The following is a 21672-nucleotide window of genomic DNA, read 5'->3' as shown; positions in this document are numbered from 1 at the left end:
CGGGGGCGGAACCGTGCTTGAGCTGCGCTTGAGGTGCGGATTTGATACTAGACCGATCCAGTAAACGATTCTGTGACCTAGCCCTCCGCGCGCTGACCCCGCCCTGTACCACGGCGGCGCGCGGTAGGACTAGCCTGAAACAGAGTGTGTCTTACCCCGAGCAGATGGATCGAGGCGAGTGTCGGCCGTGTCCAGCAGCAGCCCTGCGTCACAGTTCGGCCCCAATGAGTGGCTAGTCGAGGAAATGTATGAGCAGTTCCTCGCTGATCCCACCTCAGTAGACCCGGCGTGGCACGACTTCTTCGCCGACTACAAGCCGACGCAGAAGTCCGCCGACATCGGCGAGACCGCGGCGCAGTCGGCCGCCGCCAGCACTGTGACCACAACCCAGGCAGCCCCGCCGAAGGCGCCTGACACCAACGGCCAGGCCCCGGCCGCCGCCCCCAAGGCGGCTGCCCCGGCCAAGCCCAAGCCGACCCCGTCGGCTGCGGCCGCGGCGACCCCGGTGAAGCAGCCCTCGGGTCCCGGCGAGCGCAAGCAGTTGCGCGGCGCGGCCGCGGCGATCGCGAAGAACATGGAGCAGTCGCTGACCGTGCCGACCGCCACCTCGGTGCGCGCGGTCCCGGCCAAGCTGCTCGCGGACAACCGGATCGTGATCAACAACCACCTGAAGCGGACCAGGGGCGGGAAGGTCTCCTTCACCCACCTCATCGGCTACGCGATTGTCCGGGCGCTGGAGAGCTACCCGAACATGAACCGCTTCTTCGCCGAGACCGAGGGCAAGCCGACCATCGGCACCCCCGAGCACGTCAACCTCGGCCTGGCCATCGACCTGCCCGGCAAGGACGGCTCGCGCACCCTGGTGGTGGCCTCCATCAAGGGCTGCGAGTCCATGTCCTTCCTGCAGTTCTGGCAGGCCTACGAGGACCTGATCCGCAAGGCCCGCGGCGGCAAGCTCGGCAACGACGACTTCACCGGCACCACGATCTCGCTGACCAACCCCGGCACCATCGGCACCAACCACTCGGTGCCGAGGCTGACCGCGGGCCAGGGCGCGATCATCGGCGTCGGCGCGATGGAGTACCCGGCCGAGTTCCAGGGCGCCAGCGAGAAGGCCCTGATCAAGATGGGCATCAGCAAGATCATCACGCTGACGTCCACCTACGACCACCGGATCATCCAGGGCGCGGAGTCCGGCGAGTTCCTGCGCCGGATCCACCAGCTGCTGCTGGGCGAGGACGGCTTCTACGACAGCATCTTCGCCTCGCTGCGCATCCCCTACGAGCCGATCCGCTGGGTGGCTGACATCCCGGACGGCGCCGTGGACAAGACCGCGCGCGTGCTGGAGCTGATCGACGCCTTCCGCTCCCGCGGCCACCTGATGGCCGACACCGACCCGCTGAACTACCGCCAGCGCCGCCACCCCGACCTGGACGTGCTCTCGCACGGCCTGACCCTGTGGGACCTGGACCGCGAGTTCGCGGTCGGCGGGTTCGCCGGGCGGGAGCGGATGAAGCTGCGCGACGTGCTCGGCGTGCTGCGCGACTCCTACTGCCGCACCGTGGGCATCGAGTACACCCACATCCTCGGCCCGGACGAGCGCAAGTGGCTGCAGGAGCGGATCGAGGTCCCGCACTCCAAGCCGGACCAGGCCGAGCAGATCTACATCCTGAGCAAGCTCAACGCGGCCGAGGCGTTCGAGACCTTCCTGCAGACCAAGTACGTCGGGCAGAAGCGGTTCTCGCTGGAGGGCGGCGAGACCGTCATCCCGCTGCTGGACGCGGTGCTGGACAAGGCGGCCGAGTACGACCTGGACGAGGTCGTCATCGGCATGCCGCACCGTGGGCGGCTCAACGTGCTGGCCAACATCGTGGGCAAGCCGATCTCGCAGATCTTCCGCGAGTTCGAGGGCAACCTCGACCCCGGCCAGGCGCACGGCTCCGGCGACGTGAAGTACCACCTCGGCGCTGAGGGCAAGTACTTCCGGATGTTCGGCGACGGCGAGGTCGCGGTCTCGCTGACCTGCAACCCGTCCCACCTGGAAGCGGTCGACCCGGTGCTGGAAGGCATCGTCCGGGCCAAGCAGGACATCCTGGACAAGGGCGAGGGCGGCTTCACCGTCGTCCCGGTGCTGCTGCACGGCGACGCGGCCTTCGCCGGCCAGGGCGTGGTGGCCGAGACGCTGAACCTGGCGCTGCTGCGCGGTTACCGCACCGGCGGCACCGTGCACGTGGTGGTCAACAACCAGGTCGGCTTCACCACCGCCCCCGAGTACTCGCGCTCCAGCCAGTACTGCACCGACGTGGCGAAGATGATCGAGGCGCCGGTCTTCCACGTCAACGGCGACGACCCCGAGGCCTGTGTGTGGGTGGCCAAGCTGGCGATGGAGTATCGCCAGGCCTTCGGCAAGGACGTCGTGATCGACATGCTCTGCTACCGGCGCCGCGGTCACAACGAGGGCGACGACCCGTCGATGACCCAGCCGGCCATGTACGACCTGATCGACACCAAGCGCTCGGTCCGCAAGACCTACACCGAGGCGCTGATCGGCCGGGGCGACATCTCGGTCGAGGAGGCCGAGAGCGCGCTGAAGGACTTCGGCAGCCAGCTGGAGCACGTCTTCAACGAGGTCCGCGAGCTGGAGAAGCACCCGGCCGTGGTGAGCCCGTCGGTGGAGGCCGAGCAGGTCATCCCGACCAAGCTCAAGACCGCGATCTCGCTGGAGACGCTGACCCACATCGCCGACGCGCACGTCAACCTGCCGGAGGGCTTCAGCCCGCACCCGAGGGTGAAGCCGGTGCTGGAGCGCAGGGCGAAGATGGCCCGCGAGGGCGGCATCGACTGGGCCTTCGCCGAGCTGCTGGCCTTCGGCTCGCTGGTGATGGAGAAGCGGCGGGTGCGCCTGGCCGGTCAGGACTCGCGGCGCGGCACCTTCGTGCAGCGGCACTCGGTGCTGATCGACCGCAAGACCGGCAAGGAGTACACCCCGCTGCAGAACCTGTCGGAGGACCAGGCCAAGTTCCTGGTCTACGACTCGGCGCTGTCGGAGTTCGCCGCGCTCGGCTTCGAGTACGGCTACTCGGTGGCCAACCCCGAGGCGCTGGTGCTGTGGGAGGCGCAGTTCGGCGACTTCGTCAACGGCGCCCAGCCGATCATCGACGAGTTCATCTCCTCCGGTGAGGCCAAGTGGGGCCAGCGCTCCGACGTGGTGCTGCTGCTGCCGCACGGCCACGAGGGCCAGGGCCCCGACCACACCTCCGGCCGCATCGAGCGCTTCCTCCAGCTGTGCGCGGAGGGCTCGATGACGGTGGCGGTGCCGTCCACCCCGGCCAGCTACTTCCACCTGCTGCGCAGGCACGCGCTGGACGGGATCAACCGGCCGCTGGTGGTCTTCACCCCGAAGTCCATGCTCCGGATGAAGGCCGCGACCAGCCCGGTCGAGGACTTCACCGACAGCAAGTTCCACTCGGTGCTGGCCGACCCGGTGGTGGCCGACCCGAACAAGGTCGACCGCGTGCTGCTGTGCAGCGGCAAGATCAGCTACGAGCTCAACGCCGAGCGGCAGAAGCGCGGCGCGGACAACGTGGCGATCGTGCGCATCGAGCAGCTCTACCCGGTGCCGCACAAGAAGCTGGGCCTGGTGCTGGACAAGTACCCCAACGCCAAGGACATCCGCTGGGTCCAGGAGGAGCCGGCGAACCAGGGCGCCTGGCCGTTCCTGGGCCTGTCCCTGCCGGAGCTGCTGCCCGAGCGCCTCGGCGGGCTCAAGCGGGTCTCGCGGCGCGCGATGGCGGCCCCGTCCGCTGGGTCCGGCAAGGTGCACGACGTCGAGCAGGCGGCGTTGATCGCCAAGGCTTTCGACTGATCGTTTGAGTTCGTCCCGAGCCGCCAAGCCTGCTCCCAGGCTTGGCGGCTCGGCCATATCCCGGAGGAATCCGTGTACTTCACCGACCGCGGTATCGAGGAGCTGGAGCAGCGGCGCGGCGAGGAGGAGGTCACCCTGGCCTGGGTGGCCGACAAGCTGCGCGCCTTCGTCGACCTCAACCCCGACTTCGAGACCACCATCGAGCGGCTGGCGACCTTCCTGGCCCGCGACGACGCGGACGACCTGGACGACTGAGGCGGCACCCGCGCCGGGTCGTGGTCGGCCCGGCGCTCAGCCCAGCCGTTCCCTGGCTGCCCGCAGTTCGGCCCGCACTTCCTCGTCCGCCTCGGCGATCTCCAGGTCAGCGCCGATCGCGGCCAGGCCGAGCAGGTCGCGCACCACGTCCCGGGGCGTGTCCGCGCTGAGCCGGACCTCGCTGCCGCCCTCGATCTCGGTCACCCTGGCCGGCAGCAGGTGGAACGTCCTGGCCAGCACCTCGCGCGGCGGCGCGGCGATCCGCGCCAGGGCGTGGTGCCGGTAGGGGGCGGTGGCCAGCACCCGGTCCAGGTAGGCGGCGGTGTCCGCCTCGGGCAGTTCGCGCGGGGCGAAGCGGCGGCCGGTGGGGCGGGGGTCGGTGATCCGGTCGACCCGGAAGGTGCGCCAGTCGGCGCGTTCGACGTCGTGGGCCAGCAGGTACCAGAGCCGGTAGCCGGTGATCAGGCGGTGCGGCTCGACTCTGCGCTCCCCCGCTGAGCCGTCCCGCCGCCGGTAGCCGAAGGTGAGCAGCTCGCCGTCGCGCACGGCCGCGCCGAGCACAGCGAGCACCGAGGGGTCGACCTGCGCGCCGGTGGCCGCGTGCACCGGATCGGTGGCCTGGGCGACCGCGGCCACCCGGTGCCGCAGCCGGGAGGGCAGGATCTGGCTCAGCTTGGCCAGCGCCCGCACCGCGGTCTCGGCCACCCCGCTGATCCCGGTGCCGGCCGCGGTGAGCAGCCCGGTGGCCACCGCGACCGCCTCCTCCTCATCCAGCGCCAGCGGCGGCAGGTTGCGGCCGGAGACCAGCCGATAGCCGCCCGCGGTGCCGGTGCTCGCCTGCACCGGGTAGCCCAGCTCGCGCAGCTTCTCCACATCGCGGCGCACGGTCCGGTCGGTGACCGCCAGCCGCTCGGCCAGCTCCGCGCCGGACCACTCCCGGCGGGCCTGCAACAGCGACAGCAACCGCATGACTCTGGCGAGCGGGCTCATACCGCCAAGATTGCCACGCTTGCGGACAGGACCTGTCCGGAACGGCTCCTAACGTGGGCCACATGTTGACCTTCGAGCCCAGTTCCGCCGACTACGACACCGAGCGCGCGGGCTTCCAGACCCACTCCGACTACCGCCCGGCACTGGTGGTCGGCGCGGCCTCCGCCACCGACGTGCGGGCCGCGGTGGCCCTGGCCGCCGAGCGGGACCTGCCCGTCGCGGTGCAGTCCACCGGCCACGGCCTGCCGCCCACCGGCCAGCCGGGCGTGCTGATCACCACGCACCGGATGCGGGAGCTGACCGTGGACCCGGTCGAGCGCACCGCGCGGGCAGGCGCGGGCGTGCGCTGGGCCGAGGTTCTGGCAGCCGCCGCCCCGCACGGGCTGATGCCGCTGCTGGGCAGCGCGCCGCACGTGGGCGTCATCGGCTACACCCTGGGTGGCGGGCTGAGCCTGTTCGGCCGTCCGTTCGGCTGGGCCGCCGACCGGGTGCGCTCGCTGGAGGTGGTCACCGCCGACGGCACGCTCCAGGAGGTCGGGCCCGGTTCGGAGCTGTTCCAGGGCTTGCTCGGCAGCGGCGCGGCGCTGGGCATCGTGACCGCGATGACCTTCGAGCTGCTCCCGCTGCCGGAGCTGTGGGCAGGCGGGCTGTTCTTCGACACCGGGCTGATCCCGGAGGCGCTGCGGGTGTGGACCGAGTGGACCGCGACCGTGCCGGACACGCTGACCTCCTCGATCGCGGTGATCCCGTTCCCGGACTTCCCCGGCGTGCCCGAGCCGCTGCGCGGGCGCCGGGTGGCGCACCTGCGGATCACCCAGGCCGGACCGGCCGCCGACGAGCTGGTCGCCCCGCTGCGCGCGCTCGGCCCGCTGCTGGACACCCTCGGCCCGCTCCCGCTGACCGAGGTCGGCTCGATCTACAACGACCCGACCACCCCGGCCCCGTTCCGCTCCAGCAACCGGATGCTGCGCGCCGCCGACGCGCTGATCACGCGCCGACTGCTCGCGCACACCCCGCCCGGCCCGCACATCGTGGAGCTGCGCCACCTCGGCGGCGCGCTGGCCAGCCCGGCGCCCAACGCGGTGGGTGGCCGGGACGCGGCGTACCTGGCCACCATCACCACGCTGGCCCCCGGCGCGGACACGCCCGCCGCGCACGAGGCGCTGTTCACCGCGCTGGCCCCGTGGACCAGCGGCGGGCGGTTCCGCAACTTCCTCACCGACCCGGCCGAGGCCCGCTACCCGCGCTGGGTGCACGAGCTGAAGGCGCGGCTGGACCCGGCGGGCCGGTTCGGGGTGCTACCGGAGGGTCAGAAGCCGACCACGGCGTGCGGCGTGTAGGGCGCTTCCAGCCGGGCGATCTCCTCCGCGGAGAGTTCGAGGCCGACCGCGGCGACCGCGTCCTCCAGGTGGTGCATCTTGGTGGCGCCGACGATGGGCGCGGTCACCGCCGGGTTGTGCAGCAGCCAGGCCAGTCCGACCTGTGCCCTGGGCACCCCGCGCTCGGCGGCCACCGCCGCCACCGCGTCCACCACGATCCGGTCGCTGTCCTGGTAGAGCGTCTTGCCAAAATCGTCGGTCTCGGCGCGCGCGGTGGCCTCGTCCCAGTCGCGGGTGAGGCGGCCGCGGGCCAGCGGGCTCCACGGGATCACGCCGATGCCCTCCTCCGCGCACAGCGGCAGCATCTCCCGCTCCTCCTCGCGGTAGATCAGGTTGTAGTGGTTCTGCATGGAGACGAACCTGGTCCAGCCGTTGAGGTCGGCGGTGTAGAGCATCTTGGCGAACTGGTAGGTGTGCATGGAGGAGGCGCCGAGGTAGCGCACCTTCCCCGACTTGACCACGTCGTGCAGGGCTTCCAGGGTCTCCTCGATCGGCGTGTGCGGGTCGAACCGGTGGATCTGGTACAGGTCGATGTAGTCGGTGCCCAGCCTGCGCAGGCTGTTGTCCAACTCGGTGAAGATCGCCTTGCGGGACAGGCCGCGCCGGTTCGGCCCCTCCCCCATCGGCAGGAACACCTTGGTGGCCAGCACGATCTCGTCCCGGCGGGCGTACTCGCCGAGCAGCTTGCCGGTGATCTCCTCGCTGGTGCCGTCGCTGTAGAAGTTGGCGGTGTCGAAGAAGTTGATGCCCAGCTCGACCGCGCGCTTGAGGAACGGCCTGCTCTGCTCCTCGGTCAGCGACCACGGGTGCGGGCCGCGCTCAGGCACGCCGTAGCTCATGCAGCCCAGGCAGATCCGGGAGACGTCCAGTCCGGTGGCGCCCAGCTTCACATACTCCATGCGGCCGAACCTACGCCGTGCCGCCATTCACAGCAGCGCAATTCCAGTGGCTGGGCCATCATCGACGGCATGAGCGAGCCCGTGTCACCAGGACAGGTCATCGTGCTCACCGGCCCGCCGGGGGCAGGCAAGAGCACGGTGTCGCGGTTGCTGGCCGATGAGCTGTCGCCCAGCGTGCACCTGCACACCGACGACTTCTACAAGTTCATCCGGCGCGGCGCGATCGCGCCGTACCTGCCAGAAGCCCAGCGGCAGAACGAGATCGTGATCGACGTGCTGGCCGGCGCGGCCTTCGGCTACGCCGTCGGCGGCTACGACGTGGTGGTCGACGGCGTGATCGGGCCGTGGTTCCTGGACGTCTTCCGCAAGGCCGGCGCCGGGTTCAAGACGCACTACGTGGTGCTGCGGCCGAACGAGGCGATCACCATCGGGCGCGCGGTGGACCGGGGACCGGAGGCGCTGACCGCGGTCGCCCCGATCCGGGAGCTGTACCGGCAGTTCAGCGAGCTGGGCGAGCTGGAACGGCACGTGGTGGACTCCGGGCCGATGGACGCCGACGCCACCACCACCGCGGTGCTGGCCGGGATCGCCCGCGGTGCGTACCTGCTCGCCGGGGACTGAGCGCGGGCGAAAATCCGCCGAAAGCGTGGTCCGGACCTCTCCGCCAGTGCGGATACCGTCGGCGGGGTGCGACTGCTCATCGTGGAGGACGAGGCCGACCTGGCCAGCGCGCTGCGCACCGGGCTCAGCCACGCCGGGTACGCGGTGGACACCGCGGCCACCGGCGCCGAGGCGCTGACCAAGTTCGGCGTGCACGCCTACGACCTGGTGGTGCTGGACCTGAACCTGCCCGACGGCGACGGCCTCGGCCTGTGCCGCCGGATCCGGGCGACCAGCGGGGTGCGGATCCTGATGCTCACCGCGCGGGCCAGCCTGGCCGACCGGGTACGCGGGCTGGATCACGGCGCGGACGACTACCTGGTGAAGCCGTTCGCGCTGGCCGAGCTGCTGGCCAGGATCAGGGCGCTGCTGCGGCGGGACGGCGACTGCGGGGAGCCGGTGCTGCGCGCGGGCGGGCTGGAGCTGGACCCGGCCAGCGGTGAGGTGAGCCGGGACGGGGTGCCGATCTCGTTGACCCGCAAGGAGTTCGGCGTGCTGCGGTACCTGATGTCCAGGCCGGGCAAGCTGGTTCCCGCCGAGGAGCTGCTCGAACACGTGTGGGACGAGTTCGCCAACCCGTTCACCGAGACCGTGCGGGTCACGGTGGGCACGTTGCGGCGCAAGGTGTCCAGTGCGCAGGGCCGGGCGCCGATCGAGACCGTGATCGGCCGCGGCTACCGGCTGGTGGAGCGGTGAGCGCGCACCGCTGGATGACCACGATCCGGTTCCGGCTCACCGTGTCCTACTCGGCCTGGGTGTTCGTGCTGGGCGCGCTGGTGATCACCGCGATCTACCTCGGCGTGCTGTACACCCTGGAGACGGCCGAGCCGTCGACGCAGAGCCCGCTGGTCAAGGTGCTCATCGGCCCGGACGGCGTGCAGTACTGGACGGCGGAGAAGCAGAACGCGCTCAAGGACTTCGAGCGCGACGTGCAGTACCAGGCGGTCACCCTGCTCGGCCGGTACTCCGCGCTCGCGCTCTCCGCGCTGTTCCTGCTCAGCCTGGCCATCGGCTGGTGGCAGGCCGGCCGCGCGCTGCGGCCGATCCGCCGGATCACCCAGCGCGCCAGGGAGATCAGCGCCACCGACCTGTCCCGCCGGATCGCCCTGGACGGCCCCTCCGACGAGCTGCGCGGCCTGGCCGACACCATCGACGACATGCTGGCCAGGCTGGACACCGCCTTCGCCGACCAGCGCCGCCTGCTCGGCGACGCCTCGCACGAGCTGCGCAACCCGCTGGCGATCATCCAGGCGAACGTGGACGCGGTGCTCACCCGCCCGGACGCCACGGCGGCGGAACGGCAGCAGGCGGGTGAGGTGGTGCGCCGCGCGGTGCTGCGGATGAGCGGCCTGGTCGAGGACCTGCTGGCCACCGGCCGCCGGGACGCCCCCGCCTTCGCCGAGACCGAGGCCGACCTGGGCGAGCTGGCCGAGGAGTCCGCCGCCGAACACGATCAGCTCGCCACCGAGGCCGGCCTCACCCTCACCCGCCGGCTGGCCCCAGGCCTGCGGGTGACCGGCGACCGGGACGCGCTCAAACGCGCCACCGCCAACCTGTTGAGCAACGCGCTGCGCTTCGCCCCCGAGGGCAGCACGGTCGAGGTGGCCACCGGCCGCGGCGACGGCTGGTGCTGGCTCGCCGTCCGCGACCAGGGCCCCGGCCTGGGTCCCGAGGCCCAGGCCAGGGTGTTCGACCGGTTCTGGCAAGCCGAGGACCATGCTGCGCACAACGGTCACAGCGGACTCGGCCTGGCGATCGTGCGGCAGATCGTGGAGAGCCACGACGGCCACGCCACCGTGCACAGCTCCCCCGGCCACGGCAGCACCTTCGTGCTGTGGCTACCGGACCTGGCGGCCCCGCACCGCGTTCCGGCGGCCAGCCGGGCCTGAGCCCCGCCCGGCGCGGCGGCCTAGCGGCAGACGGCGCTGGTCCGCGCGGTGCCCACGAAGCTGGTCTCGGACCGCTTCTCCACCGTGACCAGACCCTTCAGCTTCTTGCAGCTGGTCCCGGTCCGCTTCTCGTGCGCCGCGATCGCCTTGTCAACCCCGTCCTGCGCCAGCCGCACGGCCTTGTCCGCGGTCTCCGCCACGGCGATCCCGGCGAACTTGACCACACCCGGCTTGGCGGGCTTCGCGGCTTCGTCGGCCATGGCGACCGACGCGGTGCCCAGCGGCAGACCGATGGCGAGCGCGCCGACCAGGAGCACGGACTTCAGCGACCTCATGGAATCTCCTCGTGTTGGTGGATCGAACACGAGAAGTGAACCGAAACAGGGGGAAAACCAACCGAAAGCGTTGATCGCCGTCCGGGGCCGCGGGACCGGGGCTACCTGACCCGCAGGCCGCAGCGCCAGACCGAGTGAGTCAGTGGCACGCCCGGCCGGTACGCCAGGTGGGTCACCGACGGGGCGTCCAGCACGTGCACGTCCGCGCGGGCGCCCGGCCGGAGCACGCCGACCGCGCCGTCGCCGCTGTCCCGGCCCAGCGCCCGCGCTCCGCCCCAGGTGGCCGCGCGGACCGCTTCCTCGACGGTGAGGCGCATCTGGAGGACCGCGGTGGCCACGCAGAAGGCCATGGACGAGGTGTAGCTGGAGCCGGGGTTGCAGTTGGAGGCCAGGGCGATGGTGGCGCCGGCGTCCAGGAGCTTGCGGGCCTCGGGCAGGGGCTGGCGGGTGGAGAGGTCGCAGGCGGGGAGCAGGGTGGCGACCGTGCTGGAGGCAGCCAGGGCGTCGATGTCGCTGGGGGTGAGGTGGGTGCAGTGGTCGACGCTGGCGGCGTTCAGCTCGACCGCGAGGCGGACGCCGGGGCCGTAGCCGAGCTGGTTGCCGTGCACGCGCAGGCCGAGGCCCTTGGCCGCGGCGGCTTTGAGCACCTCGCGGGACTGGTCCTCGTCGAAGGCGCCGGTCTCGCAGAAGACGTCGGCCCAGCGGACGTGCGGGGCGACCGCGTCCAGCATCTCGCCGCAGACCAGGCGGACGTAGTCGTCGGCGTCCCAGCCCGGCGGGACCAGGTGCGCGCCCAGGAAGGTGACCTCGTCGGCCAGCCGGCCCGCGATGCGGGCGGAGCGGAGCTCGTGTTCGGTGCTCAGGCCGTAGCCGGTCTTGGTTTCCAGGTAGGTGGTGCCCTGACTGGCGGCCTCGGCCAGGTGGCGGCGCAGGCCCTCGGTGAGCTGCTCGTCGGTGGCCTCGCGGGTGGCGTTGACGGTGACCGCGATACCGCCGGCGGCATAGGGCTGGCCTGCCATCCTGGCGGTGAACTCGGCGGTGCGGTCGCCGGCGAAGAGCAGGTGGGTGTGGCTGTCCACCCAGCCGGGCAGGGCGGCGCGGCCGTCCACGTCGACCAGGTTGTCGGCGGCGGGCGCCTGGTCGGCCGGGCCGGTCCAGACGACGCGGTCGCCGTCGAGGACCAGGGCGGCGTTGGTCAGCTGGCCCAGCTCGGGGTCGTTGGTGGTCAGCTCACCGATGTTGGTGATCAGGACGGTCATGCCCACACCTCGTTGATCGCCTTGGCCAGCAACGGTCCCGCCGCGCCGAGCCGGATGTGTTCGCCGCCGCGCACGATCAGCTCGCCGCCGCTGACCACACTGTCCACATCGGACGCGGTCGCGGCCAGCAGGACCTGGTCGGGGCGGCAGCCCGCGGTGCGCACCGAGTCCAGGCGCAGCGCCACCAGGTCGGCCCGGTTGCCGGGGGCGATGACTCCCGCGTCGGGCCAGCCGAGCGCGCGGTGACCGTCCACTGTGGACGCTTGGAGCAGCTCGGCGGGGGTGAACCGGCCGCGCTGGCCGGTGCGCAGGCGTTCGTGGTGTTCCAGCGCCCTGGCCTCCAGGATCGGGTCGTTGACCGCGTGCTGGTCGCTGCCAAGGGAGATCGGGCTGCCCGCGTCGGCGAGCTCGCGGGCCGGGCCGATGCCGTCGGCCAGGTCGGCCTCGGTGGTCGGGCAGAAGCAGGAGCCGGTGCCGGTGCCGCCGAGCAGCGCGATGTCGCCGGTGGTCAGGTGGGTGGCGTGCACCGCGGTGGTGCGCGGGGACAACGCGCCCGCCTCGTGCAACAGCTCAGTCGGGGTCAGGCCGTGGGCGGCTTGGCAGGCCTCGTTCTCGGCGGGCTGCTCGGACAGGTGCACGTGCAGCGGGCGGCCTGCCGCGCCGGAGACCACGTCGGCCAGCTGGTCGCGGGGCACGGCGCGGACCGAGTGGATGGCCGCGCCGACGCGGGTGTTCGGGTCCTCGGGCATGGCCGCGACCCGGGCGGCCCAGGTCGCGGCGTCGCCGTCGCCGAAGCGGAGTTGTTCCGGGGCAAGGGGATCGCCGAAGCCCGCGGACAGGTAGCAGGCGTCCAGCAGGGTGAGCCGGATGCCGGCCTCGGCGGCGGCCTGGCGCAGCGCCTCGCCCATCGCGTTGGGGTCGGCGTAGGGCTTGCCGCCGGGGGCGTGGTGCACGTAGTGGAACTCGCCGACCGCGGTCACCCCGGACAGCGCCATCTCGGTGTACACCGCGCGGGCCAGCCGCAGGTAGTTGTCCGGGTTGAGCTTGGCGGCCAGCGCGTACATGCCCTCGCGCCAGGTCCAGAAGGTGCCGCCGTCGCCGTGCGTGCGGCCGCGCAGCGCCCGGTGGAAGGCGTGCGAGTGCGCGTTGGCGAACCCGGGCAGCACCACCCCCGGCAGCCGCCGCGCGCCGAGCGGTGGACTGTCCACTGTGGACACACCGGTGATCACGCCGCGGTCCGTGCGGACCAGCACGCCGCCGGTCACTCCGCCGGGCAGCCAGGCCTGTTCGCACCAGTAGGTGCTCATCGGGTCAGCTGCTCGACGACGTGGGCCAGCGCGGCCACCCCGGCCTCGCAGTCGGCCGGTTCGGCGTGCTCGGCCGGGGCGTGGCTGACGCCGGTGGGGTTGCGCACGAACAGCATCGCGGTGGGCACCTTGGCCGCCAGGATCCCGGCGTCGTGGCCCGCTCCGGTGGGCAGCGCGGGCACGCCGCCGAGCTGGGCGGCCAGCTGGTCCCGCAGCGCCGGGTCGAAGATCACCGTGTCGCCGTAGGACTCCTCGGTCACGGTGACCTGGCAGCCCTCGGACTCGGCCGCGTCCATGGCCGCCGCGGTGATCTCGGCGACCACGTTGCGAGTCACCTCGTCGGTGGCCGCGCGCGCGTCCAGCCACACGTCCACCGCGGAGGCGATCACGTTGGTGCCACCGGGATTCGGGATGAGCTTGCCCACGGTGGCCCGCGCCCCGTCCACCGCGCCGGCCGCGGCCCTGGCCGCCAGCACCAGCTGTGCGGCCGGCAGCATCGGGTCGATCCGGTCGCCGATCAGGGTGGCCCCGGCGTGGTTGCCCTCGCCGGTGAAGCGGAACCGCCAGCGCCCGTGCGCCAGGATCGAGGAGGCCACCCCGACCGGCGCGTCCACCTCGATCAGCCCCTTGCCCTGCTCCACGTGCAGTTCCACGAAGCAGCCGATCCGGGACAGCGCCTCGTCATCCGGACCCAGCCGGGCCGGGTCCAGCCCGGCCGCGGCTACCGCGTCGGCCAGGGTCACCCCGTCCAGGTCGGTGAGCCGCCGCGCCGCGTCCGCCTCGATGGTGCCCGCCATCAGCCTGGAACCCAGGCAGGGCACCCCGAACCGGCCGCCTTCCTCCTCGGCGAACACGGTCACCGCGAACGGCCGGTTCGGCCGGAAACCCTTGGCTCGCAACACGTCCACCGCGGCCAGCGCGGAGACCACGCCGAGCGGGCCGTCGAAGGCGCCGCCGCCGGGCACCGAGTCGAGGTGGCTGCCGGTGATCACCGCGTCCTGGCCGGGCGCGCCCCACCAGGCCCAGAGGTTGCCGTTGCGGTCGGACTCCACCGCCAGCCCGCGCTTGAGCGCCTCGGCGGTGAACCACTCGCGCAGCTCCAGCTCGACCCGGTCGAACCCATGCCGGGAGTAGCCGCCGCGCTGGCGGTCGGCCCCGACGCCGGCGATCTCCGCCAGCAACCCCGTCGCAGTGCTCATGCCTTCTTTGCTACCCCTTCCATGGGCACCCGCACACCGCGTTCCGCCGCAACCTCGTCGGCCCGCGAGTAGCCCGCGTCGACGTGGCGGATGACGCCCATGCCGGGGTCGTTGGTGAGCACGCGTTCCAGCTTCTGCGCGGCCAGCGGGGTGCCGTCGGCCACGGTGACCTGACCGGCGTGGATGGAGCGGCCGATGCCCACGCCGCCGCCGTGGTGGATGGACACCCAGGTGGCCCCGGAGGCGGTGTTGATCAGAGCGTTGAGCAGCGGCCAGTCCGCGATGGCGTCCGAGCCGTCGGCCATCGCCTCGGTCTCCCGGTACGGGGAGGCGACCGAGCCGCAGTCCAGGTGGTCGCGGCCGATCACGATCGGCGCGGACAGCTCGCCGCTGGCCACCATCTCGTTGAACTTCAGCCCGGCCAGGTGGCGTTCGCCGTAGCCGAGCCAGCAGATCCGGGCGGGCAGGCCCTGGAACTCGACCCGCTCCTGGGCCATCTTGATCCACCGGTGCAGCGCCTTGTTCTCCGGGAACAGCTCCAGGATGGCGCGGTCGGTGGCCTCGATGTCCTTGGGGTCGCCGGAGAGCGCGGCCCAGCGGAACGGGCCCTTGCCCTCGCAGAACAGCGGCCGGATGTAGGCGGGCACGAAGCCGGGGAAGTCGAAGGCCCGCTCGTAGCCGCCGAGCTTGGCCTCGCCGCGGATGGAGTTGCCGTAGTCGAAGACCTCGGCGCCCCGGTCCATGAAGCCGACCATGGCCTCCACCTGCTCGGCCATCGACTCCCGGGACCGGTCGGTGAACTCATCCGGCTTCTTGGCCGCGTAGTCGTGCCAGTCGGCCAGGTCCACGCCCTTGGGCAGGTAGGCCAGCGGGTCGTGCGCGGAGGTCTGGTCGGTGACCACGTCGATGTCCACGCCCCGGCGCAGCAGCTCGGGGAAGACCTCGGCCGCGTTGCCGATCACCGCGACGGACAGCGGGCGCCGCTCCCGCTTGGCCGCCAGGCAGCGTTCGACCGCGTCGTCCAGGTCCTCGGCGATCTCGTCCAGGTAGCGGGTCTCCAGGCGGCGGCGGGCGCGGCCGGGGTCGACCTCGACGCAGAGCGCGACACCCTCGTTCATGGTGACCGCCAGCGGCTGGGCGCCGCCCATGCCGCCGAGTCCGCCGGTGAGGGTGAGCGTGCCGGCCAGGGTGCCGCCGAAGCGCTTGGTGGCCACCGCGGCGAAGGTCTCGTAGGTGCCCTGCAGGATGCCCTGGGTGCCGATGTAGATCCAGGACCCGGCGGTCATCTGGCCGTACATGGTGAGCCCGAGCTGCTCCAGCCGCCGGAACTCCGGCCAGCTGGCCCAGTCGCCGACCAGGTTGGAGTTGGCGATGAGCACCCGCGGCGCCCACTCGTGGGTGCGCATGACGCCCACCGGGCGGCCGGACTGCACCAGCAGCGTCTCGTCAGGGGCCAGGTTGGTCAGCTCGCGGCTGATCGCGTCGAAGCTGTTCCAGTCGCGGGCGGCCTTGCCGGTGCCACCGTAGACGACCAGGTCGTCCGGGCGCTCGGCCACCTCGGGGTCGAGGTTGTTGTGGAACATGCGCAGCGCGGCCTCGGTGGACCAGTCACGCGCGGTCAGCTCGGTGCCGCGCGCGGCGCGCACCGGACGGGGGCCTGCGGTGGTCACTTCACCCTCCATTGGCAGACGAGAGGAATGGCTCGACCGCGGCGTGCAGCTCGCCGGAACGCACCACGCGTTCGGCGGCGGCGATCTCCGGGGCGAGATGGCGGTCGGGGCCCGGTCCCGCGACGTGCCCGCGGAGCACGCGCAGCGCGGCGGCGGTGGCCGGGGCCGGGGCGAGCGGGGCGCGCAGTTCCAGCGCGCGGGCCGCGGTGAGCAGTTCGATGGCCAGCACGGTGGTCAGGCCGTCCACCGACTTGCGCAGCTTGCGCGCGGCGGACCAGCCCATGGACACGTGGTCCTCCTGCATGGCCGAGCTGGGGATGGAGTCCACCGAGGCCGGGTTGGCCAGCCGCTTCAGCTCGGAGACCAGTGCGGCCTGGGTGTACTGGGCGATCATGTGGCCGGAGTCCACGCCGGGGTCGTCGGCCAGGAACGGCGGCAGCCCGTGCGAGCGGGCCACGTCCAGCATCCGGTCGGTGCGCCGCTCGGCGATGCTGGCCACGTCCGCGACCGGGATGGCCAGGAAGTCCAGCGCGTAAGCCACCGGCGCGCCGTGGAAGTTGCCGTTGGACTCCACCCGGCCGTCGGCCAGCACCACCGGGTTGTCCACCGCGGCGGCCAGCTCCCGGTCGGCCACGGTCTCCACGTAGGCCAGGGTGTCCCTGGCCGCGCCGTGCACCTGCGGGGAGCAGCGCAGCGAGTAGGCGTCCTGCACCCTGGTGCAGTCCGGGCCGCGGTGGCTGGCCACGATCGGCGAACCGGCCAGCGCGGCGAACATCCGGGCCGCCGAGCGGGCCTGGCCGGGGTGCGGGCGCAGCACCTGGAGCTCGGGGGCGAACGGCCGGTCGGTGCCCAGCAGCGCCTCCACGCTCATCGCCGCGGTGACGTCGGCCAGGTCGAGCAGCCGGTGCAGGTCGGCGGCGGCCATGACCAGCATGCCGAGCATGCCGTCGGTGCCGTTGATCAGCGCCAGGCCTTCCTTCTCGGCCAGCTTGACCGGCTCGATCCGGTGCTCGCGCATGGCCTCGGCGGCCGGGCGCAGCCGCCCGGACTCGTCCCTGACCTGGCCCTCGCCCATCAGCGCCAGGGCGACCGCGGACAGCGGGGCCAGGTCGCCGGAGCAGCCGAGCGAGCCGTACTCGTGCACCACCGGCACCAGCCCGGCGTTGAGCAGCGCGGCCATGGTCGCCGCGGTGCGCGGCCGGATGCCAGTGTGGCCGCTGGTCAGCGTGCGCAGGCGGAGCAGCATCAGCGCGCGCACCACCTCGGCCTCCACCTCCGGCCCCGCGCCCGCGGCGTGCGAGCGGACCAGCGAGCGCTGCAGCTGGGCGCGTTTCTCCGGCGGGATGTGCCGGACGGCCAGCGCGCCGAAGCCGGTGGACACGCCGTAGGTGGGCGTGGTCGCCTCGGCGAGGGCCTCGATGTGCGCCCTGGTGGCCGCCATGGCCTCCTGGGCCTCCGCGGTGATCTCCACGGACGCGCCGCCGCGGGCCACCGCGACGACCTGCTCGCGGGAGAGCGGCTTCAAGCCGACGGGTACCGGTTGCTGCATGTGCCCATCAGAACCTGTGACCGACTGGCACGGCTATCCCGGTTGGGGTGACACTGTCTGGGATCCCAGACGTGTTGAGGAGGGCCGGTGGGCGCGAGCAGCGATATCCCCGCCCTGCGGCGGGGGCTGGCGGTCTTGCGGCTGCTCGCCGGCCGGGCGGGGCCGATCTCCGCCGCCGCCATCGCCCGCGAGCTGGAGCTGCCCCGCTCGACCACCTACCACCTGCTGACCGAGCTGGTCAGCGCCGGTTTTGTCACCCACCTCGCCGAGGAGCGCCGCTACGGCCTCGGCGTGGCCACCTTCGAGCTCGGCTCGGCCTACCTGCGCCACGACCCCCTCGAACGCCTGGCCCGCCCGCTGCTGCGCCGTCTGGTCGACCGGGTGGACACCACCGCGCACCTGGGCGTGCTGCACGGCGCGGAAGCCCTCTACCTGCTGAAAGAGCAGCCGCACCGGCCACAGACCCTGGTCACCGACGTCGGCGTGCGGCTCCCGGCCCAGCTCACCGCCTCCGGCAGGGCCATCCTCGGCGGCCTGCCGCCCGCGCAGGTCAGGGCGCTGTTCCCGGCCGCCCGCGCGTTCGTGGACCGCACCGGCCGCGGCCCGCGCGACCTGCCCGCGCTGCGGCGGCTGCTGAGCGCGGAACGGCAGCGCGGCTGGGCGGTGGAGGACGGGCACGTCACGCCCGGGTTCGCCTCGGTGGCGGTGCCGGTGTTCGACCACAGCGGTCGGCCGGTGGCGGCGATCAGCCTGACCCTGCGGCACGAGTGCGAGCAGGAGTGCGGTCAAGACTGGCCGGAGCTGGCTGCGGAAGCCATGCAAAGCGCGGCCGGGCTGACCGCCAGGATCGGCGGCCAGCCCGGCCGGGGGAACTAACTTTTCCGCTTACGAGCCGGCGTTCTGCTTCACGAAGTCCCAGGCCACGTCCTGCGGGTTCTCCTTGTCCACCTCGATCCGCTTGACCGCGGCGGCCAGCTTCTCGGTGGTGATCTTCTTGGAGATCTGGTTCAGGGCGAGCTTGGCGGCGTCCTTGAGCTTGCCGCTCTTGGCCAGCGGGATGACGTTCTGCGCCGGGTACATGTTCTTCGGGTCGGCCAGCTGCACGAAGTTGTTGGTGCTGATCGCCGATGCCGTGGTGAACAGGTTGGCCACCTGCGCCGAGCCGCCCTTGATCGCGTCCAGGGTGACCGGGCCGCCCGCGTCGGTGGAGCGGATCTCCTTGAAGGTGCAGTTGTACAGCTGCTTGATCTTGGCTTCCCAGCGGGTCTTCCACTCGCCTGCCGCGGCCAGGGTCAGCTGTGCGCACTTCGGGCCGAGGTCGGTCATGGACTTCAGGTTGAACTGCTGGGCCACCTGCTGGGTCACCACCAGCACGTCCTTGTCCTCGCCCGGCGCGGGCTCCAGGACCTCGAGGTCGGAGCCGGTCTTCTGCTTGAGCGCGTTGTAGACCTCCTCGGACTTGGTCAGCGTGGTGGCCGGGTCCAGCGCCTGCAACAGGTTGCCGCTGTAGTCGGGCACCAGGGTGAACGAGCCGTCCTTGAGGCCCTTGAGCACCACCTCGCGCGCCGACACCGGGCTGGCCACCTCGGCCTTGACCCCCGCTTCCCGCAGCACGGTGGCGTAGATCTGGGCCAGCAGCTTGTTCTCCGGGAAGTCGACCGAGCCGATCTTGATCGTCCCGTCCGCGGCGGGCGCGTTGTCCTTGAGCGGGTCCGATGGCGCCCCGCAGGCGCTCACCGCGGCCAGGACCAGTACGGCCAGCGCCGCCAGGTTCCGCTTCATTACCTTGTCCCTCCAGCGACACCGGACTCCGTGGCCCGGGTCTCGATCTTGGCTGAGTTGTTGTCCCCGTTGGACTTCGCCCGGACCTTGGTCGCGCCGCGGGCGATCGCCGCCGCGCGCGCCGCCACCCGCAGGCCGCGCGGCACCACGATCCGCTGGAGTCCCGCCAGCAGCAGGTCCAGCACCACCGCGAGCAGCGCCACCGCGAACGCGCCCGCCACCACCTTCGGGTAGTCGTAGATCCGCATGCCGTCCAGCAGCACCCGGCCCAGTCCCCCGAGTCCGACGTAGGCCGCGACCGCCGCGGTCGCCACCACCTGCAGCATCGCGTTGCGCAGGCCGCCCAGCAGCAGTGGCAGCGCGTTGGGCACCTCGACCTGCCACAGCCGCTGCCAGCCGGTCATGCCCATGCCGCGGGCGGCGTCGACCACCCCGGCGTCGGTGTCCTGCACGCCCGCGTAGGTGCCGGCCAGGATCGGCGGCACCGCGAGCACGATCAGCGCGATCAGGGTGGAGACCTGGGAGCCGCCGCCGAGCAGGAACAGGAAGGTCACCAGGCCCAGCGTGGGCAGCGCGCGCATCGCGTTGGAGGCGCCGACCAAGACCAGCCCGCCGCGCCCGGTGTGCCCGACGAACAGGCCCAGCGGGATGCCGATGGCCGCGGCGCCGAACACCGCGATCAGCGTGTAGTAGAGGTGCTCGGCCAACCGGTTCGGCAGGCCGTCCGGCCCGCGCCAGTGCTCGGGGTCGGCCAGCCAGTCGATCAGCTGCTGGATCACGCCGCGCCTCCGGTTCCGACCCTGGTCCACGGGGTGAGCACCTTGCGCAGCACCACCAGCGCCCCGTCCACCAGGGCCGCCAGCACCAGGGTGAGCACGATGCCGACGATGATCGGCGGGAAGTCCTGCACCCGGAACCCGTCGGTGAACAGCACGCCGAGCCCGCCGACGCCGATCAGCGCGCCCACGCTGACCAGGCTGATGTTGCTGACCGCGGCCACCCGCACGCCAGCGGTGAGCACCGGCACGGACAGCGGCAGGTCGACGGCGAAGAACCGGTGCACCGGCTTGAAGCCGATCGCGGTGGCCGCGGCGATCACGTGGTTGGGCAGCGAGTCCAGCGCGTCGATCACCGGTCGCACCAGCAGCGCGGTTGTGTAGACGGTCAGCGCCACCACCACGTTGACCGGATCGGTGATCCGGGTGCCGAGCAGGCCCGGGATCACCACGAACAGCGCCAGCGACGGGATGGTGTAGACGATGTTGGCGGTGCCCAGGAACAGGGTGCGCAGGAACCGGGTGCGCTGGGCGAGCCAGCCGAGCGGGATGGCCAGCAGCAGGCCGATCAGCACCGGGGCCAGGGAGAGCAGCACGTGCTCCAGCAGGCCGCTGAGCACCCCCTCCAGGTTCGCCCGGCTGCTGAGGTAGCGACTGAAGTCGTCCAACACGCTCAGACCCTGCCCGTCTCCTGCTCACGGTGCCGCGCCAGCAGGTCGAGCACCTGCTGCGCGGTGACCACGCCGGAGTAGCCGCCCTGCTCGTCCACCACCACGCCGAGCCCGGCGGGCGAGGACAGCGCCGCGTCCAGCGCGCCGCGCAGCGCGGTGCCGCGCACGTGCAGCGAACCGCCTGGCACCAGCGAGGCCTCCGCGACCTGGCCGTCCGCGATGGACTCCGGCGGCAGCCAGCCGCGCGGCTGGTTCCGCTCGTCCAGCGCCAGCGTCCAGCCGGTGCCCGCCCGCCGTTGCGCGCCCACCTGCACGGTGGCCACCGAGCGCAGGTCCAGCTCGCCGTCCTCCACAAAGGACAGTCCGCGGTAGCCGCGGTCCTTGCCCACGAAGTTGGCCACGAAGTCGTTGGCGGGCCTGGTCAACAGCTCCGCCGGGGTGGCGTACTGGGCGAGCACGCCGCCCTGCCGGAACACCGCGATCTTCTCGCCGATCCGGACCGCCTCGTCGATGTCGTGGGTGACGAAGACGATGGTCTTGTCCAGCTCGGCCTGCAACCGCAGCAGCTCGTCCTGAAGTCCTTCGCGCACAACGGGATCCACCGCGCTGAACGGCTCGTCCATGAGCAGCACCGGCGGATCCGCGGCCAGCGCCCTGGCCACCCCGACCCGCTGCTGCTGCCCGCCGGAGAGCTGCGCGGGGTACCGCGAGCCGAGTGCCGTCGGCAGGCCGACGGTCTCCAGCAGCTCGGCGGCGCGGGCCCGTGCCTTGCGCCGGGTCCAGCCGGAGAGCAGCGGCACGGTGGCGATGTTGTCCAGCACGCTGCGGTGCGGGAACAGGCCTGCCTGCTGGATCACGTAGCCGATGCCGCGGCGCAGCAGCGCCGGGTCGGAGTCCCTGATGTCGTTCCCGTTGACCAGGATGGTGCCCGAGGTGGGTTCCACCATCCGGTTGACCATGCGGAGCGAGGTGGTCTTCCCGCAGCCGGACGGCCCGACGAACACGGTGATCGTGCCCGCCTGCACGGAGAGGGTCAGCTCGTCAACGGCGACGGTGCCGTCATCGAAGCGTTTGGTCACGGCCTGGAACTCGATCACACGAGCCCCCCTAAGGTCGTGACGGCCACTGGCCGGCCGCCGCCTGAGCAATCGACCTTAGTCCGATGGACTGACAACGGCGAGGTCAAC

The 21672-nt window shown here is 72.1% G+C and carries 19 protein-coding genes; 7 read left to right on the top strand and 12 right to left on the bottom strand.

Going from position 1 to position 21672, the window contains the following annotated elements; genetic code table 11:
* Positions 1-187 precede the first annotated feature (187 nt).
* Complete coding sequence (locus tag ACWDY5_RS06305; protein ID WP_283663211.1) at positions 188-3865, top strand: multifunctional oxoglutarate decarboxylase/oxoglutarate dehydrogenase thiamine pyrophosphate-binding subunit/dihydrolipoyllysine-residue succinyltransferase subunit; 3678 nt, start codon at positions 188-190, stop codon at positions 3863-3865.
* 72 nt (positions 3866-3937) lie between these two features.
* Complete coding sequence (locus ACWDY5_RS06300; RefSeq protein ID WP_252484204.1) at positions 3938-4120, top strand: DUF6104 family protein; 183 nt, start codon at positions 3938-3940, stop codon at positions 4118-4120.
* Positions 4121-4156: 36 nt separating this feature from the next.
* On the opposite strand, the gene ACWDY5_RS06295 is transcribed toward ACWDY5_RS06300, so the two are convergent.
* Positions 4157-5110 (bottom strand): helix-turn-helix transcriptional regulator, encoded by a 954-nt coding sequence (locus ACWDY5_RS06295; protein ID WP_449721230.1) that lies wholly within the window; start codon positions 5108-5110, stop codon positions 4157-4159.
* Positions 5111-5172: 62 nt separating this feature from the next.
* On the opposite strand from ACWDY5_RS06295, the gene ACWDY5_RS06290 reads away from it, so the two are divergent.
* Positions 5173-6450: an FAD-binding oxidoreductase gene (locus tag ACWDY5_RS06290; protein ID WP_449721229.1), complete on the top strand. Its 1278-nt coding sequence runs from the start codon at positions 5173-5175 to the stop codon at positions 6448-6450.
* On the opposite strand, the gene ACWDY5_RS06285 is transcribed toward ACWDY5_RS06290, so the two are convergent.
* On the bottom strand, positions 6420-7388 hold the full coding sequence (locus ACWDY5_RS06285; protein WP_449721228.1) for an aldo/keto reductase: 969 nt from the start codon (positions 7386-7388) through the stop codon (positions 6420-6422). The two genes, ACWDY5_RS06290 and ACWDY5_RS06285, sit on opposite strands and share 31 nt — an antisense overlap.
* A gap of 69 nt (positions 7389-7457) precedes the next feature.
* On the opposite strand from ACWDY5_RS06285, the gene ACWDY5_RS06280 reads away from it, so the two are divergent.
* From ACWDY5_RS06280 to ACWDY5_RS06270, 3 genes are all read left to right on the top strand, one after another.
* Positions 7458-8009, top strand: coding sequence for an AAA family ATPase (locus ACWDY5_RS06280; RefSeq protein ID WP_449721227.1), 552 nt, complete (start codon positions 7458-7460; stop codon positions 8007-8009).
* A 66-nt stretch (positions 8010-8075) separates the two neighbouring features.
* On the top strand, positions 8076-8744 hold the full coding sequence (locus ACWDY5_RS06275; protein ID WP_449721226.1) for a response regulator transcription factor: 669 nt from the start codon (positions 8076-8078) through the stop codon (positions 8742-8744).
* Positions 8741-9937, top strand: a complete 1197-nt coding sequence (locus ACWDY5_RS06270) for a sensor histidine kinase (RefSeq protein WP_449721225.1) — start codon at positions 8741-8743, stop codon at positions 9935-9937. The genes ACWDY5_RS06275 and ACWDY5_RS06270 overlap by 4 nt, the downstream gene beginning before the upstream one ends.
* 20 nt (positions 9938-9957) lie before the next feature.
* Here ACWDY5_RS06270 and ACWDY5_RS06265 read toward each other — a convergent pair whose 3' ends face one another.
* From ACWDY5_RS06265 to hutH, 6 genes are all read right to left on the bottom strand, one after another.
* The gene (locus ACWDY5_RS06265; protein ID WP_449721224.1) at positions 9958-10272 is read right to left on the bottom strand and encodes a hypothetical protein; all 315 of its coding nucleotides are present in this window, start codon (positions 10270-10272) and stop codon (positions 9958-9960) included.
* A gap of 101 nt (positions 10273-10373) precedes the next feature.
* A complete protein-coding gene (gene hutI, locus ACWDY5_RS06260; protein WP_449721223.1) occupies positions 10374-11531 on the bottom strand; it encodes an imidazolonepropionase in 1158 nt (385 codons plus the stop codon).
* Positions 11528-12838: a formimidoylglutamate deiminase gene (locus ACWDY5_RS06255; RefSeq protein WP_449721222.1), complete on the bottom strand. Its 1311-nt coding sequence runs from the start codon at positions 12836-12838 to the stop codon at positions 11528-11530. Before ACWDY5_RS06255 ends, hutI begins: the two co-directional genes overlap by 4 nt.
* Entirely contained in the window at positions 12835-14037 is a 1203-nt protein-coding gene (locus tag ACWDY5_RS06250; protein ID WP_449721221.1) for an allantoate amidohydrolase, read from the bottom strand. The genes ACWDY5_RS06255 and ACWDY5_RS06250 overlap by 4 nt, the downstream gene beginning before the upstream one ends.
* Positions 14034-15707 (bottom strand): urocanate hydratase, encoded by a 1674-nt coding sequence (gene hutU / locus ACWDY5_RS06245; RefSeq protein ID WP_449721220.1) that lies wholly within the window; start codon positions 15705-15707, stop codon positions 14034-14036. The genes ACWDY5_RS06250 and hutU overlap by 4 nt, the downstream gene beginning before the upstream one ends.
* Position 15708: 1 nt before the next feature.
* A complete protein-coding gene (gene hutH, locus ACWDY5_RS06240) occupies positions 15709-17256 on the bottom strand; it encodes a histidine ammonia-lyase (RefSeq protein WP_449721219.1) in 1548 nt (515 codons plus the stop codon).
* Between the two features lie 87 nt (positions 17257-17343).
* On the opposite strand from hutH, the gene ACWDY5_RS06235 reads away from it, so the two are divergent.
* On the top strand, positions 17344-18132 hold the full coding sequence (locus ACWDY5_RS06235; RefSeq protein ID WP_449721218.1) for an IclR family transcriptional regulator: 789 nt from the start codon (positions 17344-17346) through the stop codon (positions 18130-18132).
* A gap of 9 nt (positions 18133-18141) precedes the next feature.
* Here the strand turns inward: ACWDY5_RS06235 and ACWDY5_RS06230 are convergent, their stop codons facing one another.
* The 4 genes from ACWDY5_RS06230 to ACWDY5_RS06215 are packed head-to-tail and all read right to left on the bottom strand — an operon-like array spanning position 18142 to position 21582.
* On the bottom strand, positions 18142-19038 hold the full coding sequence (locus tag ACWDY5_RS06230; protein ID WP_449721217.1) for an ABC transporter substrate-binding protein: 897 nt from the start codon (positions 19036-19038) through the stop codon (positions 18142-18144).
* Positions 19038-19817, bottom strand: coding sequence for an ABC transporter permease (locus ACWDY5_RS06225; protein WP_449721216.1), 780 nt, complete (start codon positions 19815-19817; stop codon positions 19038-19040). Before ACWDY5_RS06225 ends, ACWDY5_RS06230 begins: the two co-directional genes overlap by 1 nt.
* Positions 19814-20482: an ABC transporter permease gene (locus ACWDY5_RS06220; protein ID WP_449721454.1), complete on the bottom strand. Its 669-nt coding sequence runs from the start codon at positions 20480-20482 to the stop codon at positions 19814-19816. Before ACWDY5_RS06220 ends, ACWDY5_RS06225 begins: the two co-directional genes overlap by 4 nt.
* A gap of 5 nt (positions 20483-20487) precedes the next feature.
* Positions 20488-21582 carry an ABC transporter ATP-binding protein gene (locus ACWDY5_RS06215; RefSeq protein ID WP_449721215.1) on the bottom strand — a complete coding sequence of 365 codons (1095 nt, stop codon included), beginning with the start codon at positions 21580-21582 and terminating at the stop codon, positions 20488-20490.
* Between the last annotated feature and the right edge of the window lie 90 nt (positions 21583-21672).

This window comes from Crossiella sp. NPDC003009, assembly GCF_053591555.1.
This window is presented reverse-complemented; position numbering and strand designations above follow the sequence as displayed.

Coding starts and splice junctions, on each gene's coding strand:
- ACWDY5_RS06250 (WP_449721221.1), bottom strand. CDS start 14,037: ATGAGCACTGCGACGGGGTTGCTGGCGGAGATCGCCGGCGTCGGGGCC.
- ACWDY5_RS06285 (WP_449721228.1), bottom strand. CDS start 7,388: ATGGAGTATGTGAAGCTGGGCGCCACCGGACTGGACGTCTCCCGGATC.
- ACWDY5_RS06295 (WP_449721230.1), bottom strand. CDS start 5,110: ATGAGCCCGCTCGCCAGAGTCATGCGGTTGCTGTCGCTGTTGCAGGCC.
- ACWDY5_RS06290 (WP_449721229.1), top strand. CDS start 5,173: ATGTTGACCTTCGAGCCCAGTTCCGCCGACTACGACACCGAGCGCGCG.
- hutH (WP_449721219.1), bottom strand. CDS start 17,256: ATGCAGCAACCGGTACCCGTCGGCTTGAAGCCGCTCTCCCGCGAGCAG.
- ACWDY5_RS06280 (WP_449721227.1), top strand. CDS start 7,458: ATGAGCGAGCCCGTGTCACCAGGACAGGTCATCGTGCTCACCGGCCCG.
- ACWDY5_RS06255 (WP_449721222.1), bottom strand. CDS start 12,838: ATGAGCACCTACTGGTGCGAACAGGCCTGGCTGCCCGGCGGAGTGACC.
- ACWDY5_RS06265 (WP_449721224.1), bottom strand. CDS start 10,272: ATGAGGTCGCTGAAGTCCGTGCTCCTGGTCGGCGCGCTCGCCATCGGT.
- hutI (WP_449721223.1), bottom strand. CDS start 11,531: ATGACCGTCCTGATCACCAACATCGGTGAGCTGACCACCAACGACCCC.
- ACWDY5_RS06230 (WP_449721217.1), bottom strand. CDS start 19,038: ATGAAGCGGAACCTGGCGGCGCTGGCCGTACTGGTCCTGGCCGCGGTG.